The sequence below is a fragment of the Streptomyces sp. BHT-5-2 genome (assembly GCF_019774615.1).
GTDB lineage: Bacteria > Actinomycetota > Actinomycetes > Streptomycetales > Streptomycetaceae > Streptomyces.
The window spans coordinates 3,450,077-3,467,493 of the sequence record NZ_CP081496.1 but is presented as its reverse complement, the minus strand read 5'-3'; the positions used below and the strand labels follow the sequence as shown (position 1 = coordinate 3,467,493).

The window sequence follows — 17,417 nt, the reverse complement described above, 5'->3', positions numbered from 1 at the left end:
CCGCTCACGCCGGGTACGGTTCGGCGGCCCGCGCGTGCTTCAACGCGCCCGCCCACCAGGACAGTTGGTCGAGCATGGACTTGGCGTAGCCGGCCGCCTGCGGGTCGTCCGGGCGGCCGTCCGTCCAGGCGGTGAAGTAGTTCGGGAAGGCCAGGCCGTCCCGGATGGTCACCGCGTGCAGCTCGGTCAGCACGTTCTCCAGGTGCAGCACGGCGTGCCGGCCGCCGGCCGCGCCGCCGTAGCTCACGAAGGCGACCGGCTTGGCCGTCCACTGGGTGAAGTGCCAGTCGATGGCGGCCTTCAGCGAGGCGGGGTAGCTGTGGTTGTACTCCGGCGTGACGATCAGGAAGGCGTCCGCGCCTTCCAGGGCCTCGGTCAGCCCGGCCATCCCGGCCGGGCGGGGGTAGTCGGCGCCCGCGAACTTCGGCGGGGCAGCGGGCAGCGCCAGTGGGAGGTCCACCTCGGCCAGGTCGACCACCTCCACCTCGAACCCGCCGTGCGCGACGGCCTGTTCGGCCACCCACGAGGACACCACCGGGCCGAACCGGCCCTCCCGGACGCTGCCGACGAGGATCACCAACTTGTGCGTGTTCTTCTCCATGTCCACCACCATCGGCCCGCCCGCCGGCCCCAACCAGACCGTGCCCAGGCTGGCCCCCGCAGGGCCACCCTCCGTGCTGCCGCCAACCACTAGGCTCGTCACATGGGCACACCACTGGGGGACTTCATCCGCGCCAAGCGCGACAGCATCCAACCCGAGACGCTCGGCCTGCCCGACCACGGCCGCCGCCGCTCGCCCGGGCTGCGCCGCTCCGATCTGGCCGTCCGCGCCGGCATCAGCGTCGAGTACCTGACCCGGCTGGAGCAGGGCCGCGACCGCAACCCCTCCCCGGCCGTGGTCCACGCGCTCGCCGACGCCCTCAGCCTCGACCCCGCCGAGCGCGGCCACCTGCACTACCTCGCTAAGATCACCGGCGGCGCCTGCGCCGGCCGCACCCGGCCCGCCCCGCCGCCCCGCGACGTCCGCCCGGCCGTCCGCGAGACCCTGCGCCTGCTCGAACCGGGCGTCGCCGCCGTCACCAACCGCCTCGGCGACATCCTCGCCCACACCAGCGGCTACGCCGCCGTCCTCGGCACGACCGGCCTGCTCGACGGCCCGGCGCCGAACCTCACCCGCTACGTCTTCACCGACCCCCGGTCCCGTGCCCTCTTCCCCGACTGGGACGAGGTCGCCGACGAGCAGGCATTCGACCTCTGGCTCGGCCCCTCGGCCGAGAACTCCGAGTGGCTCAGCACCGAACTCGCCCCCGTGGCCGGCCCCGAGTTCACCCGCCGCCTGGGTAACCACCGCGTCCCCCGCCGCGGCCCGCTCCGCCTCCAGCACCCGGCCGGGCCCGAACTCCGCCTGCTGCGCGAGACCTTGGATCTCACCGCCGACGCCCAGCAGCTCCTCGTCCTGCTCCCCGCCGACGAGGACACCGCCGCCCACCTCGACCGGCTCACCCAGCCGACCCCGGCCCGCCTGCGGGCGATCTCCTGAGCGTGGCGAATCCGACGCCCCGAAACCGGCCCTAGCTCAGATCGGCGAGGAGGCCGTCCAGGGCCTTCTTGAGGGCTGCGGCGTTGGCCGGATCGAACCAGGTGGTGCGGATGCGCTCGTTGTTCCCTTTGGGCGTCTCGTGGTCGGCGGCGAGTTGGTGCAGCGGGCGGGTCTTGTCGTCCAGGGAGCGGCCGACGTTCTGGAAGAGGCCCCGCACATACCGGTCGGCGGCATCGGGGGCGATGCCATGGCCGGTGGCCCACGAGGTGAGCGTGGCGAGGTAGGCGTAGTGGGCGGTGAGCGTCCCGGTCAGTGCGGAGAAGACGTTGAAGGCAGCCTCGTCCGCGACCGGGAGCGCTCCGCCCAGCTGTTCAAAGAGAGCGTCCACCACCGGGTGCGACGGGCAGGTCACGGTGACGGAGCGGCGCTCGCGCACCGCGGGCAGCGGGATGGCGCGGACGATCGTGGCGCCGGTGTCGAGGGTTCGGCGCAGGTCGTCGGTGGCGACGCCGGCCATCAGGTTGACCACGGTCTTGTCGTCGTTCATCTTCAGCCCGGTGAGGGCCTCGTGGTGGTTCTGGCGGCGCACGGCGATGATCACCACCTCGGAGCGGTCCCGCACTGCCTGGTTGTCGGCGCACACCTGGACGCCCTCGTAGCGCTCGGACAGTTCCGCGGTGGTGCGGGCCCCCCGGGGAGAGAGGAAGACCTCGGGCGACGCACCGCCCCCGTTGCGCAGGCCCTCGACGATGGCCCGGCCGATCTCGCCCACTCCGATGATGCCGATGCGCTGCACTGTGTCTTCCTCCATGGCGCGTGGTGGTTGTGACCTGTGGTGGTGCATGTCTGTACGGGTGCGGTGTTGTCGTCGGCTCCTGGAGTGCGGAGCCGCATGGGGCCGCGGTCACGTCAGTCGCGGTCTCCTCCACAGCAGTGCGATCGCGACGACGCCTGCCAGGCAGGGAACCATCCCGGCCCAACCCAGTTGCGGCGGCAGTCCGGTCGCGCCAGAGGTGTCCTCGGTCAGCAGCCCGGCCAGTCCGACGCTGGTGCCGAGAATGAACATCACGGTCGCGGCGGGGCGGGCCCACCGTTTGCCTGCCTGGACAGCCCAGGCCGTCGTGAGCCAGGCAAGGACGCCGAGTGCTCCGATCACGGACAAGACGATCAGGTAGGTGGTGACGGCCGAGTCGACCCGCGCCTGAGGGTAGTTGGGATAGCCGGCCCGGATGTGGGCGGCCAGCAGGTGGGTGGTGTTGCGGTCGACGTACATGGCGATCGTCGCGAGGACGGTGAGCGCAAGACCCGCATACATCGCTGCGAGCGGCCCTCGTACATGGGGTGGTTGCGTCATCAGGGTGCTTCTCTCGTCAGTTCTCTTCGTTTTTCTTTATTGGTCGATCAGGGCGATGCCGTGGTCGCTGTATCGGGCTCCCTGGGCCCCGGTGTCGGGGATGGCGGCGTCGATGTCGCCGAGGTCGGTGGCGGTCAGGTGCAGATCGAGGGCGGCGAGGTTGTCGCGCAGGTGGGGGCGGCGGGAGCTGCCGGGGATGGGGATGACGTCGCTGCCGCGGGTGAGGAGCCAGGCGAGGGCGATCTGGGCGGGGGTGGCGTGCTTTGCGGCGGCGAGGTGGGTGATGGCGTCGACGGTGGTCAGGTTGGCCTTGAGGTCGTCGCCGTTGTAGCGGGGGGCGGTGGCGCGGAAGTCGCCGGGTTCGTAGCGCGTGGTGGTGCGGACGGCTCCGGTGAGCAGGCCGCGGCCGAGGGGGCTGTAGGCGATGAGGGTGGCGCCGAGACTGCGGATCGTGGGCAGGATGTCGTTTTCGACATGGCGTTCCCACAGCGAGTACTCGGTCTGGACGGCGCTGATCGGATGGACGGCGTGCGCGCGGCGAAGAGTTGCGGCCGAGACTTCGGACAGGCCGATGTGGCCTACCTTGCCCTGGGCGACCAGGTCGGCCAGGGCGCCGACGGATTCCTCGACGGGGACGGCGGGGTCGATACGGGCGAGGTAGTACAGGTCGATGTGATCGGTGCGCAGGCGGCGCAACGAGGCTTCGCAGGCACGCCGCAGATCGCTTGGTGAGCCGGCGGGGACCAGGCCCTCGGTGGTGCGGCGGACGCCGGTCTTGGTGGCCAGCACGGCACGGTCACGGTGCGGTGCGAGGGTCCGGCCGAGGAGTTCCTCGTTGGCTCCGTCGCCGTAGAAGTCGCCGGTGTCGAACATGGTGATGCCCGAATCGAGGGCCTCCAGCAGGGTGGCTGCGGCCTCGTGCGGGCCGGTGGGGCCGTAGCTGCCGGTCATGCTCATGCAGCCGAGGCCGAGTCGGGAGATCGCTGGGCCGTCGGGTCCAAGGGTGGGGTTCATTGCTCCTCCGTCACTTTCACTTTGTCAGGGCCGCGCGGAGGAACGTGAGGATCTCCGCCTGGGCGGCCTCGGCCTGGGGTTCCACGCCGGGCAGGGTGAGGAACGCGTGCTTTGCGCCCGGGTATTCGCAGAGCCGCACGGAGGACCCTGCCTCGCGCAGTCGCTTCGCGTAGCGGCGGCCGTGGTCGGCGACCGCGTCCTGGGTGGGCACCACCACGAGCGCCGGGGCGAGCCCGCTCAGGTCGTTTGCGTACAGCGGCGAGAGCGTGCGGGCGTCGGTTCCCGGCGGGACGGCGAGCTGTTGGAAGAGCCGCAGTAGCGGCAGGGCCCGGGTCGGGCTGTATGCGTACTCGGCGATCGAGGGGTGGTCGAACATCGTCTCGGTCACGTCGACTGCCGGGTTGACCAGCACCTGCGCCTTGAGATCCAGGCCGGCCTCCCGGGCTCTGATGGCGGTCAGGGCGCTGATCAGCGCGCCGCAGCTCTCACCGAAGACGGCCGCCCGCGCGGGGGCGACGCCCCACTGCGCGGCGTGCCGCACCACGTGGTCGAGCACGTCCCAGCCGTCGTCGGCGGCGTTCGCGAGGGGGCTGCCGGGGGCGAGGAGGCGGTGCTCGACCGAGACGACGAGGGCGGGCAGTCGGGCGGCGAGGTGGCTGTTGGTCCAGTCGCACTGCACCGCTGTGCCCACGAAGCTGCCTCCGTGGACGTGGATCACGAGTGGCAGGTCGGTTCGGGCTGCGGCTTCGGTGTCTCCCGTCGGGGCCGGACGGTACACCCGGACCGGGATGTCGCGGTCGGGCAGCGCGATCGCCTGCCAGTCGATCGTGGCGCCGGGGTCCGGCTCTCCGAGGAGCGTCCGGGCCCCGCTGGAGGCCCGCCAGCGGTTCTCCGCGTCGCGGTAGGCGCGTAGTTGCTCGGTGGTGATCGCCGAGAAGTCCGGCTCCGGCGGCCGTGTCGCGGTAGTGGTCTCGCTCATGTCTCCGTCTCTCCTCCCGGCCGGAAGCCGGGTGTTCATCGCGGTCGGACAGTGCGTCGCCCTCATTATGCACGCGGTGCGTGCATCAGCAAGTGCATAGGTTAGGCTGAGGCTGGACGAGAGGGGCGAGATGACTGGCCGAAGGCGATGGACGACCGAGGAGATCCTCGACACGGCAGCGGAACTGCTGCGCACGAGCGACGCCGAGTCGTTCAGCGTGCGCAAACTCGCCGCAGCGCTCGGGACCGACTCCTCCAGCCTCTACCGGCACTTCCGCAACAAGACCGAGCTGCTGCGCGCGGTCGCCGACCGGATCCTGCTGGCAGCCATGGACGGCTACCGCCCCGAGGGCGACTGGAAGCAACGCATCACCGCCCTGGCCCTACGCCTGCGCGAAGCCTTCGGCGAGCAACCCCAACTCGCCACGGTGTGGGGACGCTATGCGTCGGGCGGCACCGGATCCCGACTGGTCATGGAAGAACTGCTACAGGCCCTGCGCGCCTCCGGCCTGCCCGACGAGGAGGTCCCGGTGCGATACCACCGGATCGTGATCCTCCTCGCCGCGCTGATCGCCTCCGAGGCCGGGATCGGCACCGTCGCCCCCAAGGAGCACGAACAGGGCATGGAGCAGTTCCGCGTCGCGGTGTTCGGCGCCGACCCCGAGCACTTCCCCGCCCTGGCCCACTTCGCCCGCGACATCCGCCCCCTCGGAGCAGACCGCCGCGCCGCGTTCGAGGAGATCCTCGCCGCCCAACTCGCCCACATCGAGACCCAGATCCCCTGACACGCCGGATCACGCATGCCATGCGGTCGGGATGCGCCGCTGCCCCGGGCCCGGTTGCCGGAGGCCGGATGCAGGAGCAGCACAAGCTCAGCTTGACTCTGTCGGGGATCTTGGTTGCGCTGTGAGGCGCTGTGGTTCGAGTGGAGGCGGAAGACCATGCGCCTCCTGATGGCCACCCGGTCGCTGGGCACGGCGAAGCGGAAGACGGAGAAGGAGCGGCTGTCCACGCTGCCGCAGCTGGAGACGGCGTCGCGCACGCTCGCGCGGGCAGCGAAGATGGTGTTCGAGGAACTGGAACTGGCCGAGGAGCACGGCGCGGACCTGGACGTGGCCACGCTGTGGGCGACGGTGGAGGAAGTCGCCCCGCGCGCCGCCGTGCTGACGGCGGCCCCCACGATGGTCTCGCTGGTGCCCGAGGACGAGGACGAGGACTGGGTCGAGGTCGCCCTGCGGGCCGCGCTCGCGACCCGGTATGCGACGGTGCGCCCGTTCCTGTCGCTGCTGGGCGAGTCAAGGCGCTGGACGCGGCGAGCGCCGGCAAGCGGGTCCTGGCCGAGGGCCGCGGCCTTCCGGCGCTGGCGCGGCGGAAGGCGGGCGTCAAGTCGCTACTGCCGCGCGAGGTGGACGACAAGCTCGTGCCGTCCGTGTGGCGCAAGGCGGTGCACGCCAACCCCGATCCGCCGCAGGGCGCGGTGGACCGGGATGCGTACGTGATGTGTGTGCTGGCGCCAGGTCGCCGACTGGCCCTTACACATGCGCTTCCACAGGTCCGCGAAGGCCACGACAATCACCGGGGCTCCTCCACGCAGGACGTGCCGAAGGTTGCCCAGCAGGTCGGCCATCTCCAGAGCAGCGGCCACGGCCTCGTCCGCGGGCTGTCCGGACGGGGTGTCGAAGAAGTCATCGAGAATGAAGAAGAACGTCATCGCGTCGGTCAGCAGATCGACATCGTCACCGGCCTCCGGACAGAACTCCGGGCCGAACCGCGCCCCCTCGCTGAAAACGTACAGCTCGACAGCACTGTCGACCGGCAGGAGCCCAGCCCGCGGGCCCACCGGACGTTGCGCTCCAGCGCAGCATCCCCGTCCGGGTGCGACCGGCGCGGACAAGGCATGAAGAACACGGCGTCTTGCGGCATCAGGAACGCCCCCTCGCATGGCAGCCGTGACGGGACGTCACTGGTCTCTCCATCAGGCATTCTCCAGACTGTGGACACCGCAGGGAACGCTCTTCCTCTGCGCTGTCGACCACAGTTGGCCCGGGTGAGCGTCGTGGTTGGCCCTGAAGGCCGTGAAGGTGCGCCTCATCTGCGATTTTGGCCGCCCGGGGCCCTGGGTGATCCTGATCGGTATGCACCATGCGCTCACTCACTGGGACAGCCCCTTCATCAACTTCAAGAACTTCGACTTCCCGGACGGGCGGGGCCACGGATACCGATGGGTTCACATCAAGCGTTTCCACCTACCCTCCGGCTCGCCGACCGACCAGGACTTGCTGACCGCCTTGATCGCCCACCCGGAGTTCCGGGACACCTACGACGGGGCCGGCGTCTGGCTCGAACCGCGCCATGGTCAGTGGTGGGCGGATCGGATCACTCCCGGCACATATGCGGCGGTCGACGAGTCGAGCGCGACCGGCACGATTTGCACGTGGGCCACCAGCGGTGCCCCACTTCCCCCAGACCTGAACGCGAGGCTTCAAGAGGCGGTCTACACCCCGATCCGCCAGGCGACCAGCCGGTACGCACTCGGAGCCCTCCCCGAGGACGCGCACCACGACTACGGCCCCATCCACATCGAGTTCCATGAACTCGTGCTCATCGACCGCCGCCTCGGCATCCTCGCCCTCCTGGTCGCCGCCGACGACTGAGACGACTGAGCCAGCGTTCGACCGCATGCATACCGGGTGCCGAAAGGGCCGTCACCCCCAACCCGGGCGTGCCGATCGCAGCTGACGGCTCGCGGCAATGCCGTGGTGTTCGGCCTCGCCGCGGTGTGGACGACCGTCCGCAATCTCGTGGGTGACGCCCTAGGGTGGCATCCCTCGGTAAGCGAGGTTCATCCGTGAAGTGACGTGTGTCCTAGGGCGCGCCCTGACTGGCCGCGATCAGGTCAGCGGACGGTGACCTTGATCACCGGCGACTCGCCGCTCTCGGAGACTATCCGGAGCTGGTTGACGCCCTTGTGGCCGAGCTTGACCCGGACCGAGTAGGCACCGCGGTCGTTGATCGGTGCCTTGGCGGGCAGCGACACCCACTTCTTTCCCTGCTTCTGCTGGACGGTGACGCTGCTGTCGCCCTCGGTGCCTTTGCCGACGGCGGTGCCGGAGATCTGGAACTGCTGCCATGCCTTGACCGTGGTCGCGCTGGCCTTGGCGGTCAGCGAGGCGGCGGCCGGCGCGGCGGTCGGCTTGGCGGCGTGCAGGTCCTGCGGTGCGGCGAAGGCGGCGGCCGAGCCGCCGGCGAGCAGGGAGGCGGCGAGGGCACCGACGGTGGCGTAGCGAAGTGCACGGTTCATGGGAGTTCCTCACAGACGGTGTATGGGCCGTTGGCGGCCTCACCGAGGAACATGACCAGGGGCCCATCAGCGTTCCATGCACCGGCACATATCGGTGGACTGTCGGCCGGTTGTTACAGAACCGCCCGGAAGCGCACGGAGCGGCTTTCGGGGGCTCATGGGGTGGGCGGGCCGTGCGGGCGCTGCACGTGGTCAGCAGCCGGCCTCAGCTGTACCAGCAGCTCCTTGGCCGCCTCGGCCGTGATGGCCGTGCCCGTGATGGGACGGCCGTCGGCGGGGAGAGCAGTGGGCGGCACCTGACCCGCTGGCCTGCGTCGTCCGTACGCTGCCGGTCCGGACAGGATGTCGACCGGTCGCGAGGCGAAGGTCAGTGGGCCTCGGCGTATGCTTCGCGGACCTCGGCCGGCACGCGCCCGCGGTCGGGAACGGTGTAGCCGGCGTCCTTGGCCCATGCGCGAATTGCGGCGCCGTCGTCACGACTGGCGGGAGTGGCCCTGTGGGCCTTGCGGGTCCTTCCGGTCTTTCGCCCGGCCTTCATGAACGGGGCGACGGCCTCGAGCAGTTGGTCGTTGCCGTCAGGAGCCAGATCAATCTCGTACTGCACACCGTCAAGGCTGAAGATGTGGGTGGTGGCCTCCGAGGATTCTTCACCCGTGAGGTCATCTGTGTAGATGGTTACAACCTTCTGGGCCATGGCGAGATTGCATGAGCTGACGTTGCATGGTCTTGGCTGCCGACGGCCTGATCCAGGAGCCCGCCGAACTGGCGGCGGCCCTTGCCGGCTTTGTCTCGCCTCAGCGCACTGCCCCTCCCCTCCGCGCATGGGCTTCCGGGAAGGCGCGGACGGTCGTGACGAGTGCGGCTTCGCTCAGGTGAGGCCGAGGCCCTGGTGTGTGAGATGCGCAGAGCGAACCCCTGCTGGGGTGCCCGCCGGGCCTCGGCGGGGGAGTCCGGCTGCGCGTCCAGGGACTGTCGAGTAGTCGAGACGCGGGCGTACCCGAGATGGACTTGCCCGACCGGCTGGGCGCCGGCGCTCGTGGGCCGGGGTGGCTCGGTCCACGGCGAGCCCGGCTTGCGCACGGCCGGGGTCGGCACGTTGGGCGCCTTGGTGAGTTGGGGCACGAGGCGGAAGCGGGCGGTGTGGTGCTGGATGGTCACCTTGCCCTTGCCTGTCCGGCACGGCGAGCCTGCGGGGGCGGCACAGGTGGACATCGGGCAGTCGCGAGATTCCACGTGCTTGAAGTCATCGCTTACGACCCCGGACTGTTTCATGAGGGCTTTTCAGACATCGAGTCGCTTGCCAGGACTCATGAAGCACGGTCGATGCAGGTGGACCGCCGGTCGGCCAGGTGTTTCACGAGCGACCGCTCGTGAAACCTGCTTCTCGATCGGGTGGTCGCGATACTCCATCCGGGTGATGGGCCGCGGGGTGGGTCCTGGGGCGCCGCTTGGATATCTCTCATGATCTCTTCAGCAGCGGCGTGGGTACCTGACTACCCAGTTGGCGATAGCAGTGCCCTTCTGCCTGTGCACCGGGCCGTCGCATCCGCCGCACACCGCGAGCCGGATGGGCCCGCGGTCGTGGAAGAGGGAGGCAGGAGTTGGTCGTACCGCGAACTGTGTTCCTGGGCTGCGGAATTGGCGTTTCGGCTGCGCGAGGTCGACGTCGGCCCGGGGACGGCGGTTTCGCTGCGGCTGCCGCGCTCGGCGCGGCTGATCGTCTCGTTGCTCGCGGTCTTCGAGACCGGTGCCGCCGCGGTGGTCCTGGATCCGCGTACGCCGGCTGAGCGGCTGTTGGCTATTGAGGCCGACGCGGGATGCGTGGCGGTGCTCGTCCCCGCCGAGGCGCCGGCTCACCCGGGTGGTCCGCTGCCCGTTGCCGTGCCCGCTTCACCCGGGGTGGTCCCCGACATGACGCCGATCCTGGCCCCGGCTGGCCCGGACGGTGAACTCGACCGTGTGGCCTGTGTGTTCTACACCTCGGGGTCGACCGGCTGCCCCAAGGGTGTCCAGGTCACCCACCGCAACCTGGGGCGCTTCGCCGCCGCCCCGCACTGGGATGGGCCCGGTCACCGGGTCACCGCGCTGCTCTCGGCGCTGGGCTTCGACGCGCTCAGCCACGACCTGTGGCCGTCGCTCACCCGGGGCGGCACCGTGGTCGTTCCCGCCGATGACCGGGTGGACGCGCACAGGCTGGCCGCCCTGGTCGCTGCGCACGGAGTCACCGGGATCTTCCTCACTGCCGCCTGGTTCGCCCAGATCGCCGCCGACGACCCGGGCGCGCTGCGCGGGCTGCACACGGTGCTCGCCGGCGGTGAGGCCGTCGACCCGCAGGCGTTCGCGCAGGTCCGTGCCGTGTGCCCGGAGGTGGTGCTCGGCAACGGTTATGGCCCGACGGAGTGCACCACGTTCACCACGCTCCACCTGGTGTTGCCCGGGGAGCCGGTGCCTGTCGGCCGGGTGCCGATCGGTACCGGGCTGCCGGGGGTCGCCGTGCGACTGCTCGGTCCCGATCTGGCCGAGGTTCCCGCTGGCGAGCCCGGTGAGGTGTACGTGGCGGGAGAGCAGGTCGCCCGCGGTTACCTGGGCCGGCCCGGCCTGACCGCGGAACGTTTCGTCGCCGACCCGTGCGGCCCGGCCGGTGCCCGCATGTACCGCACCGGTGACCGTGCTGTGCGGGGGGCCGACGGCGTACTGGAGTACCTGGGACGCGACGACGACCAGGTCAAGATCCGCGGCCACCGGGTCGAGCCGGGCGAGGCACGTGCCGCCCTGGCTGCCCTGGCCGGGGTGGCGCAGGCGGTCGTGGTGGCGAGGGACGGGCGGCTGGTCGGCTATGCGGTTCCCGAACGTGGCGCGACCGGCGTCACCGGGGAGGGCCTGTGCTCCCGGCTGAGCCAGGTGCTGCCGGAATACCTGGTGCCCGCGACCGTGATCCTGATCGACGAGATCCCGCTGACCGTGAACGGCAAGGTGGACCTGGCGGCGCTGCCCGCGCCCGCGGCCGCGCGAGGTGGTGTGGGCCTACCGCACACGCCGGCCGAGCGGGCGCTGTGCGCGGCCTTCGCGGAGCTGCTGGGCCTGCCGGGTGTGGGTACCGACGACGATTTCTTCGCGCTCGGCGGCGACAGCATCACCGCGATGCGCCTGGTCAGCCGGGTACGCCGGGAGAACGTGGCCATCAGCTCGCAGGACGTCTTCAGGCTGCGCACCCCCGGCGCCCTGGCCGCCGCCGCTCAGGTGACGGCTCCGGTCGCGGACCTGCTGCACCAGTCGGCCACCGGCAGCCTCGGCCTGCCGCCGATCGCGCTGTGGCTGCGCGAACAGGGGGCGGGGGTGGCCGAGTTCGTCCAGTCGGTGCTGGTAGAGACGCCGCCCGGCCTGGAACCCGAGGCACTCCTAGGCGCCCTGCAGACGGTGCTCGACCGGCACGACGCCCTGCGCACCCGGCTGCCCGACCCGTCCACCGAGGCCGTGTGGCAGCCCGAGGTGCTGCCGCCGGGCGAGGTGGACGCGGCCGGGCTACTGGACGTGGTGGATGTGCGGGAGTCGCCGGGCGCTCCATCGTCGCGCGCGGTCCAGGAGGCGGTGGGGCGCGCCATGCGGTCGCTGGACCTGCCCGCCGGGCGGACGCTGCGCGCGGTGTGGTGGGACGCGGGCCCCGGGCGACCGGGCCGCCTACTGCTGGTCGTGCACCATCTGGTGGTCGACGGGGTCTCCTGGCAGGTGCTGATGCAGGACCTGGCGCGGGCCGCCGAGGACCCGCGCACACTGGGCGCCTGGGGGTCGGCCACTGCCTACCGCCGCTGGGTGCAGGCGCACAACGCACGGGCCGACAGTGCCGAGGTGCTGGCGACGCTGCCGCACTGGCAGGTGGCAACAGCCCCGTCAGTCATGCCGTGGCCCGCCGGTGGGCCGCTGATTCCGGAGCTGGACACCATCGGTACGTCCCGCACTCTGGAGTCGGTACTTCCTCCCGAGGTCGGTCGGGCCTTGCTCACCACCGCCCCGGCGTACTTCGGTGCCACCACGCAGGAGCTGTTGCTGGCCGCGCTGACGGTGGCCGCGGCCCGGCGTGGCGGCTCCCGGACGCTGGTCCTGGACACCGAGGGGCACGGCCGGGACACCGTGGCGGCCGATTCGTCCATCGATGTCTCCGCCACGGTCGGCTGGTTCACGTGCATGTTCCCGGTCCGCCTTGAGTGCCCCTGGCAGGCGGCCAGCGCTGCGACGGACCCCGGTGCGGAGGATGCGGCCCTGGCCGATGCCGTACGCGCGATCCGGCGGCAGTGGCAGCAGGTGCCACAGGACCGCGCGTCGTACGGGCTGCTGCGCCACCTGCACCCGCAGGCTGCCGGTCTGCTGTCCGCCGCGCCGGGCCGACCGGTGCTCTTCAACTACCTGGGCCGCTACGCCGTTCCGGGCCGCGACCCTTGGCCGTACGCCGCCGAGGCACCGGTGCTGGGTATCCACCGTGCCGCCCGGCAGCCGTTGTCCCACCCGCTGGAGATCAACGCCGTCGTCGACGAGCGCACCGGGGAGCCCATGCTCACCGCGCTCTGGCGCTGGTCGGCGCGGCTGGTGGACAGCAGCGACGCGGCGGGACTGGCAGCGGAGTGGGCCGGTGTACTGGCCGCGCTGGCCCGCGCGGCGGACGGTGGTGCGAGGGAACGGGTCGGTGCGCCGGCTGTGCCCGCGCAGCGCAAGGAGGAACAGTGGCCCTGCTCCCCGCTCCAGGAGGGACTCCTCTACCACGCCCACCGCGGCGAGGGCACTGCCGACCCGTACCACGTCCAGACCGTTCTCGAGCTCGATGGACCGGTGGACACGGCCGCGCTGCGCACGGCGCTGTCCGCGCTCACCGCTCAGCACCCGGCGCTGCGGGCCAGGTTCCGCTGGGACTGCCGCGGCCGGGCGGTACAGACCGTGCCCGAGACGGTCGAGGTCCCACTGAGGGAGATCGACCTGTCGCGGCTGCCCGAGGCGGATCGGGAGCGGGCCGCCGACGAGGAGACCCGCAGGGACCGGGACGAGCCGTTCGATCTGGCCGCGCCGCCGCTGCTGCGGGCCGTGCTGCTGCGCTTGGGCGACGACCGCGTGCGACTGTTGCTGAGCTACCACCACATCCTCATGGACGGCTGGTCGATGCAGGTGGTCCTGGACGACCTGGCGGCCCTGTACGGCCAGGCCGCCTCGGGTGCCGTGCCGAGGCCCGCCGACCGGCCGTCCGCGCTCGCCTACCTGCGCCACGTCGCCGGCCAGGACGTGGCGTTGGCGGGCAAACACTGGCAGGCTCTGCTCGACGGTGTGACCGAGCCGACGCTGTTGACCTCCCCGGGAAGCGCGGAGCAGGACCGTCCGCACACGGTGCTGCTGGAGCTGCCGGCCGAGCGTACGACCGCCCTGCGGGCTCAGGCACGCGAACGGGCACTCTCCCTCAACACTCTGGTCCTGGGTGCCTGGGCGCTGGTGCTGGCCCAGCTGACCGGCCGCACCGATGTGGTGTTCGGCACGGTAGTCGCCGACCGTCCACCCCATCTGCCCGGCGTCGAGTCCATGGTCGGACTGATGAACAACGCGGTGCCGGTACGGGTGGACACCTCCACGGCCGGCGACCGGGGCGGCCTCCTGACGGCACTTCAGGAGCAGCGGACCGAGATGATGCCCTCCCAGCATCTGGGCCTGGCGGAGATCATCCGTGCCGTCGGGCTGCGCGAGCTCTTCGACACCGTCGTCGTGCTGGAGACCTACACCGACGCCTTCGCCACCCAGTGGGGCACAGACCTGCGGGTGACGTCCAGCCGGGTGGAGAACGGCACGCACTATCCGCTGTGCGTGCTGGTCTCGCCCGGTGAGCAGATCACCGTCCGGGTCCAGTACCAGCCGGGAAGGCTCGGCGAAGCCGGTGCCCGGGAGGTCGGTACCCGGTTCGTCGAGGCGCTGGACGCGCTGGCCGCGGATCTGTCCGTGCCCGCCGCCCACCCGGTCGGCCCCGCAATCGCGCCGGCCCGGCCGCAGGCACCGGAGCGGCTGCCCGCCGCGGTGCCGGTGCTGGAGCGGTTCGCTGCGCAGGTGAGGATGGCACCTGGACGGGCGGCCGTGGTGGACGGTGGTGGGGTGCTGGACTACCGGGGCCTGGACGCGGCCTCGGACCGGCTGGCCGCAGAGCTGGCCGCCCGGGGCGTGGGCGCCGAGGACGTGGTGGCCCTGTGCCTGCGGCGCGGCCGCGACGCGGTGGCGGCGATGCTGGCGGTACTCAAGGCCGGTGCCGCCTATCTGTGGCTGGACCCGCGCCACCCCGCACCACGCGTGGCGGCGCTGGCCGCCGAAGGACGCCCCGCCCTGCTCGTACAACATCAGGAGTTCGACGAGGCCCTGGCGCTGGTCTCCGCCGTGCCCCGGATGCCACTGGAGGCACGTCATGTGTCCCCCGAGCCACTGCCCGCCGACCGCCGTGTCCGTCCCGCCCGGCTGCCCGGCCACCCGGCCTACGTGGTGCACACCTCCGGGACACAGGGAATGCCGAAGGCGGTAGTGATGCCCGGCGCCGCCATGGACCGACTGGTGGACTGGCACGAGCAGCGCTTCCCGGCCGAACCGGGCGCGGTTACAGCCCAGTTCACCTCGATGGCGTTCGACGTCGCCACCCAGGAAGTCCTCACCTCGCTGTGCACGGGGCGGACTCTGGCGGTGCCTGACGCGGACACCCGCGCCGACGCCGCCGCCTGGGTCGCCTGGCTGCGGACCCACCGGGTTACCGAGCTGTTCGCCCCTACACCCGTGCTGGCGGCACTGTGCGAGTTCGCCGACGGAGAGCGGGAGCTGCTGCCCGATCTGCGGCATCTGGTACAGGCCGGTGAGGCACTCGTGGTCGGATCGCCGCTGCGTGCGTTGTGCGCGCGCAGCGGCAAGCGCCTGCACAACCACTACGGCCCGGCAGAGACGCACGTGGTGACCGCGGGAGAGGTCACCGGGGAGCCGGCCCACTGGCCCGCGCGGCCCGGCATCGGCGACCCGGTGCCCGGCTCCCGGGTGATGCTGCTGGACGCGGGGTTGCGTCCGGTCCCCGACGGGTTGCCCGGCGAGCTCTATCTGGCGGGTGACCAGGTGGCCCGTGGCTACCTGGGCCGCCCGGGGCTGACCTCCGCACGGTTCGTCGCCGACCCCTGGGGGCCACCCGGTTCACGGATGTACCGCACCGGCGACCTGGCCCGCAGACTCCCGGACGGCACGTTGGAATTCGCCGGGCGCAACGACGACCAGGTCAAGATCCGCGGGCACCGGATCGAGCCGGACGAGGTGCGGGCCGCCCTGGCCGCCCTGCCCGGTGTGGTGCAGGCCGCCGTGGTGGCAGGACCGGACGGACGCGGCGGCAAGGAGTTGACCGGCTACGCGGTGGGTTCGCCGGAGGCCGGCGGTCCGTTGGAGGGTGCCGCTCTGCGGGATGCGCTGGCCCAGGTACTCCCGGACTTCATGCTGCCCGCCCGGGTGATGGTGCTGCCGTGCATGCCGCTGACCGTCAACGGCAAGGTGGATCGCCGGGCCCTGCCCGAACCCGAGCGCGGGCCGGCCGGGACGCGGGAGCCGCGCACACCGGCCGAGCTTGTGGTGACCGAGGCGTTCGCCGACGTCCTGGGCCTGGAACGGGTCGCTGTGGACGATAACTTCTTCCACCTGGGCGGGCATTCACTGCTCGCAGCCCGGCTGCTCCAGCGCCTGCGGGAACACCTCAACCCCGCAGCCACCCTGGCCCAGGTGATGCAACGGGCCACCCCGGCTGCCCTGGCCGCCACGCTCGCACCAGCCCCGGACACCGCATCGGCCGTACCGGGCGATGCCCCCGCGCCCGCGACCAGCTGACCGCTGCCGGTCCCGGCCCCCCGCGGCCGGGACCACCGCACCCGCTTTCTCGACCCGACCGCAGCACCCCCCGGCGGCGCACCCCGCCGCCATCCGAGGAGCCCCGATGAACCCCTTCGACGACCCCGACGGCACCTTCCTCGTCCTTGCCAACGACGAAGACCAGTACAGCCTCTGGCTCTCCCACATCGCCGTTCCGGAAGGCTGGCGCGAGGTACACCCCCGCGCCGACAGGGCCACCTGCCTGGCCTGGATCGAGGCGTCCTGGACCGACCTGCGACCGCGTTCGGTGCGGACTGCCGGGGCCACCCGATGACCGCCTCGGACACCTCAGCGGCGGCGACCGCCGCCGGTCAGGACGTCCCCGCCCTGCGCATCGCCGTCGTGGCAGCGCTGCCGCAGACAGCCCCTCCCCTGGTCGAGGCGCTGCGCACCCTGGGGCACCAAGTCCCAGTGGTGATCAGCTACCGGCGCCCCCTCGACTGGCCGGGGCATGTGCTCACCGAGCACGATCTGCCACCAGGAGTGGACCTGGCCATCCCCTCCAGCCCGGAATCGGTGGCTGCGCTCCTGCGCGCGTACGCTCTGGACGCAGCGGTGAGTTACGGCTACCCGAGAAAGCTGTCCGCTGCCGCAGTGTCCGCCCCACGCCTGGGAACGATCAACTGTCACCCCTCCGACCTGCCTTCCTACCGGGGCCCGAACCCGGTGGGATGGGCAGTGCGCAACGGCGAACGCCAGATCGGCGTGACCTGGCACCGGATGGACGCGGAGCTGGACACTGGGGCCGTGCTGGCCTGCACGATGATCCCCTTGGACGACCAGGTCTGGTCGTTCACAGGAGTCAACTCACGGGTACTGGAAGCCGCTTCGGCGATGCTCCCGCAGGTACTGCAACGGCTGGCACACGGGGACGCAGGCGAACCACAGCCCCGGCGCGAGGGCACCTGGGCCGGTTTCTTCTCGGCGGAGTACGCCACAGTGGACTGGTCCGCAGGAGCCGCGCACATCCACACACAGGTGCGCGCCTGGAACATCGCCGGCCACCACCCCCGCGTACAAGGCCCGGTCGCGATGATCGACGGTGCACGTTGGCGGCTGCGCCGCACCACGCTGGAACAGCCACCGCCGGGCACCGGCCGGCGCATCACGTGCGGTACCGGCGAACTGTGGGTGCTGGCCGCCGACCGGCTGGACCCGGCATGACGATGCCCAACAGGTGCCCGCGGAACCCATGAGCACCCGCTCCGGTGGGTGCGATCTGGCAGAGCGATGCTGGGTGCGGCCGTAACTGGGGAAGCCTGGCCCCGAGCACCGCCGCGGACACCGGCAGGCATGGCTCTGGTGCGGCCCGGGGAACACTGGCAAGG

14 protein-coding genes and 1 pseudogene are annotated in these 17,417 nt (G+C 71.5%); 7 read left to right on the top strand and 8 right to left on the bottom strand.

What is annotated here, in order from left to right:
- Positions 1-4: 4 nt before the first annotated feature.
- Positions 5-601 carry an NADPH-dependent FMN reductase gene (locus K2224_RS15480; protein ID WP_221907098.1) on the bottom strand — a complete coding sequence of 199 codons (597 nt, stop codon included), beginning with the start codon at positions 599-601 and terminating at the stop codon, positions 5-7.
- A gap of 102 nt (positions 602-703) precedes the next feature.
- Here K2224_RS15480 and K2224_RS15475 point away from each other — a divergent pair, with 102 nt between their 5' ends.
- On the top strand, positions 704-1,540 hold the full coding sequence (locus K2224_RS15475) for a helix-turn-helix domain-containing protein (protein ID WP_221907097.1): 837 nt from the start codon (positions 704-706) through the stop codon (positions 1,538-1,540).
- 31 nt (positions 1,541-1,571) lie between these two features.
- On the opposite strand, the gene K2224_RS15470 is transcribed toward K2224_RS15475, so the two are convergent.
- From K2224_RS15470 to K2224_RS15455, 4 genes are all read right to left on the bottom strand, one after another.
- Positions 1,572-2,351, bottom strand: coding sequence for an NAD(P)-binding domain-containing protein (locus tag K2224_RS15470; RefSeq protein ID WP_221907096.1), 780 nt, complete (start codon positions 2,349-2,351; stop codon positions 1,572-1,574).
- 93 nt (positions 2,352-2,444) lie between these two features.
- Positions 2,445-2,894, bottom strand: a complete 450-nt coding sequence (locus K2224_RS15465) for a hypothetical protein (protein ID WP_221907095.1) — start codon at positions 2,892-2,894, stop codon at positions 2,445-2,447.
- Positions 2,895-2,930: 36 nt separating this feature from the next.
- The gene (locus K2224_RS15460) at positions 2,931-3,908 is read right to left on the bottom strand and encodes an aldo/keto reductase (protein WP_221907094.1); all 978 of its coding nucleotides are present in this window, start codon (positions 3,906-3,908) and stop codon (positions 2,931-2,933) included.
- Positions 3,909-3,924: 16 nt separating this feature from the next.
- The gene (locus K2224_RS15455; RefSeq protein WP_221907093.1) at positions 3,925-4,887 is read right to left on the bottom strand and encodes an alpha/beta hydrolase; all 963 of its coding nucleotides are present in this window, start codon (positions 4,885-4,887) and stop codon (positions 3,925-3,927) included.
- A 130-nt stretch (positions 4,888-5,017) separates the two neighbouring features.
- Here K2224_RS15455 and K2224_RS15450 point away from each other — a divergent pair, with 130 nt between their 5' ends.
- A complete protein-coding gene (locus tag K2224_RS15450; RefSeq protein ID WP_221907092.1) occupies positions 5,018-5,671 on the top strand; it encodes a TetR/AcrR family transcriptional regulator in 654 nt (217 codons plus the stop codon).
- 159 nt (positions 5,672-5,830) lie between these two features.
- Positions 5,831-6,396: pseudogene (locus K2224_RS15445) on the top strand (Tn3 family transposase); the annotation flags it as partial.
- On the opposite strand, the gene K2224_RS41620 reads toward K2224_RS15445, so the two are convergent.
- Positions 6,277-6,597, bottom strand: coding sequence for a terpene synthase family protein (locus tag K2224_RS41620; protein WP_399020052.1), 321 nt, complete (start codon positions 6,595-6,597; stop codon positions 6,277-6,279). The pseudogene K2224_RS15445 and the gene K2224_RS41620 overlap by 120 nt on opposite strands.
- 424 nt (positions 6,598-7,021) lie before the next feature.
- On the opposite strand from K2224_RS41620, the gene K2224_RS15435 reads away from it, so the two are divergent.
- Positions 7,022-7,540, top strand: coding sequence for a hypothetical protein (locus K2224_RS15435; protein ID WP_260692660.1), 519 nt, complete (start codon positions 7,022-7,024; stop codon positions 7,538-7,540).
- A gap of 242 nt (positions 7,541-7,782) precedes the next feature.
- Here the strand turns inward: K2224_RS15435 and K2224_RS15430 are convergent, their stop codons facing one another.
- Together K2224_RS15430 and K2224_RS15425 are read right to left on the bottom strand one after the other, a co-directional pair.
- Complete coding sequence (locus tag K2224_RS15430; protein WP_221907089.1) at positions 7,783-8,187, bottom strand: hypothetical protein; 405 nt, start codon at positions 8,185-8,187, stop codon at positions 7,783-7,785.
- A 367-nt stretch (positions 8,188-8,554) separates the two neighbouring features.
- Positions 8,555-8,881 (bottom strand): Lsr2 family protein, encoded by a 327-nt coding sequence (locus K2224_RS15425; protein WP_221907088.1) that lies wholly within the window; start codon positions 8,879-8,881, stop codon positions 8,555-8,557.
- A 767-nt stretch (positions 8,882-9,648) separates the two neighbouring features.
- On the opposite strand from K2224_RS15425, the gene K2224_RS15420 reads away from it, so the two are divergent.
- From K2224_RS15420 to K2224_RS15410, 3 genes are all read left to right on the top strand, one after another.
- Positions 9,649-16,047: a non-ribosomal peptide synthetase gene (locus tag K2224_RS15420; RefSeq protein ID WP_260692659.1), complete on the top strand. Its 6,399-nt coding sequence runs from the start codon at positions 9,649-9,651 to the stop codon at positions 16,045-16,047.
- 106 nt (positions 16,048-16,153) lie between these two features.
- A complete protein-coding gene (locus tag K2224_RS15415; RefSeq protein WP_221907086.1) occupies positions 16,154-16,363 on the top strand; it encodes an MbtH family protein in 210 nt (69 codons plus the stop codon).
- The gene (locus tag K2224_RS15410; protein ID WP_221907085.1) at positions 16,360-17,253 is read left to right on the top strand and encodes a methionyl-tRNA formyltransferase; all 894 of its coding nucleotides are present in this window, start codon (positions 16,360-16,362) and stop codon (positions 17,251-17,253) included. Before K2224_RS15415 ends, K2224_RS15410 begins: the two co-directional genes overlap by 4 nt.
- Positions 17,254-17,417 lie beyond the last annotated feature (164 nt).

What these genes read in the sequence shown, in the direction of transcription:
- K2224_RS15450 (WP_221907092.1), top strand. Translation starts at nt 5,018, where the DNA reads ATGACTGGCCGAAGGCGATGGACGACCGAGGAGATCCTCGACACGGCA.
- K2224_RS15415 (WP_221907086.1), top strand. Translation starts at nt 16,154, where the DNA reads ATGAACCCCTTCGACGACCCCGACGGCACCTTCCTCGTCCTTGCCAAC.
- K2224_RS15480 (WP_221907098.1), bottom strand. Translation starts at nt 601, where the DNA reads ATGGAGAAGAACACGCACAAGTTGGTGATCCTCGTCGGCAGCGTCCGG.
- K2224_RS15425 (WP_221907088.1), bottom strand. Translation starts at nt 8,881, where the DNA reads ATGGCCCAGAAGGTTGTAACCATCTACACAGATGACCTCACGGGTGAA.
- K2224_RS15475 (WP_221907097.1), top strand. Translation starts at nt 704, where the DNA reads ATGGGCACACCACTGGGGGACTTCATCCGCGCCAAGCGCGACAGCATC.
- K2224_RS15465 (WP_221907095.1), bottom strand. Translation starts at nt 2,894, where the DNA reads ATGACGCAACCACCCCATGTACGAGGGCCGCTCGCAGCGATGTATGCG.
- K2224_RS41620 (WP_399020052.1), bottom strand. Translation starts at nt 6,597, where the DNA reads ATGACGTTCTTCTTCATTCTCGATGACTTCTTCGACACCCCGTCCGGA.
- K2224_RS15420 (WP_260692659.1), top strand. Translation starts at nt 9,649, where the DNA reads ATGATCTCTTCAGCAGCGGCGTGGGTACCTGACTACCCAGTTGGCGAT.
- K2224_RS15435 (WP_260692660.1), top strand. Translation starts at nt 7,022, where the DNA reads ATGCACCATGCGCTCACTCACTGGGACAGCCCCTTCATCAACTTCAAG.
- K2224_RS15455 (WP_221907093.1), bottom strand. Translation starts at nt 4,887, where the DNA reads ATGAGCGAGACCACTACCGCGACACGGCCGCCGGAGCCGGACTTCTCG.
- K2224_RS15460 (WP_221907094.1), bottom strand. Translation starts at nt 3,908, where the DNA reads ATGAACCCCACCCTTGGACCCGACGGCCCAGCGATCTCCCGACTCGGC.
- K2224_RS15470 (WP_221907096.1), bottom strand. Translation starts at nt 2,351, where the DNA reads ATGGAGGAAGACACAGTGCAGCGCATCGGCATCATCGGAGTGGGCGAG.
- K2224_RS15410 (WP_221907085.1), top strand. Translation starts at nt 16,360, where the DNA reads ATGACCGCCTCGGACACCTCAGCGGCGGCGACCGCCGCCGGTCAGGAC.
- K2224_RS15430 (WP_221907089.1), bottom strand. Translation starts at nt 8,187, where the DNA reads ATGAACCGTGCACTTCGCTACGCCACCGTCGGTGCCCTCGCCGCCTCC.